This is a genomic window from Microvirga tunisiensis (assembly GCF_009296175.1).
Taxonomy (GTDB): domain Bacteria; phylum Pseudomonadota; class Alphaproteobacteria; order Rhizobiales; family Beijerinckiaceae; genus Microvirga; species Microvirga tunisiensis.
The window spans coordinates 1-522 of record NZ_VOSK01001012.1 but is presented as its reverse complement, the minus strand read 5'-3'; the positions used below and the strand labels follow the sequence as shown (position 1 = coordinate 522).

The following is a 522-nucleotide window of genomic DNA, read 5'->3' as shown; positions in this document are numbered from 1 at the left end:
ATCCGCGCTTCCACCTGCACTTCACGCCGACCTCGGCCTCATGGCTCAACCAGGTTGAGCGCTTCTTTGCCCTGATCACCCAGGAGCGCATTCGGCGGGGCGCCTTCACGAGCGTGCCCGATCTGGAGAGTGCTATCATGGACTACCTGGAGCACCACAATGCCGACCCGAGACCCTTTGTCTGGACCGCCTCGGCCTCAGCTATCCTGGAGAAGGTCGCCCGTGCGAAACAAGCGTTAGAGTCACAACACTAGGGCGAGGGTTCGCGCCTTGCCCTCCCAACACACTCTGGTCACCCCAACGTGTGAATAAGTCGGAAAGATTGACCCCGCCTCATCCTGCAACATCAATGGATTATCGTGCCGATCGGCATCGGGACCACACACCGAATAACAGGAATGCGGCATCGCCCTCGAAATCGTCCGCAGGACAAATGCCCGATCAGGATCGGTTCCCGTCCGAGCGTCGGCTGGCTGGTCTCGGCACGGCATAGAGTTCCAGGCGATGGCGGACGAGGCGGTA

At 60.5% G+C, this 522-nt stretch carries 1 pseudogene; it reads left to right on the top strand.

Going from position 1 to position 522, the window contains the following annotated elements:
- Positions 1 to 254 (top strand): annotated as a pseudogene (locus FS320_RS46965) (IS630 family transposase); the annotation flags it as partial.
- Between the last annotated feature and the right edge of the window lie 268 nt (positions 255 to 522).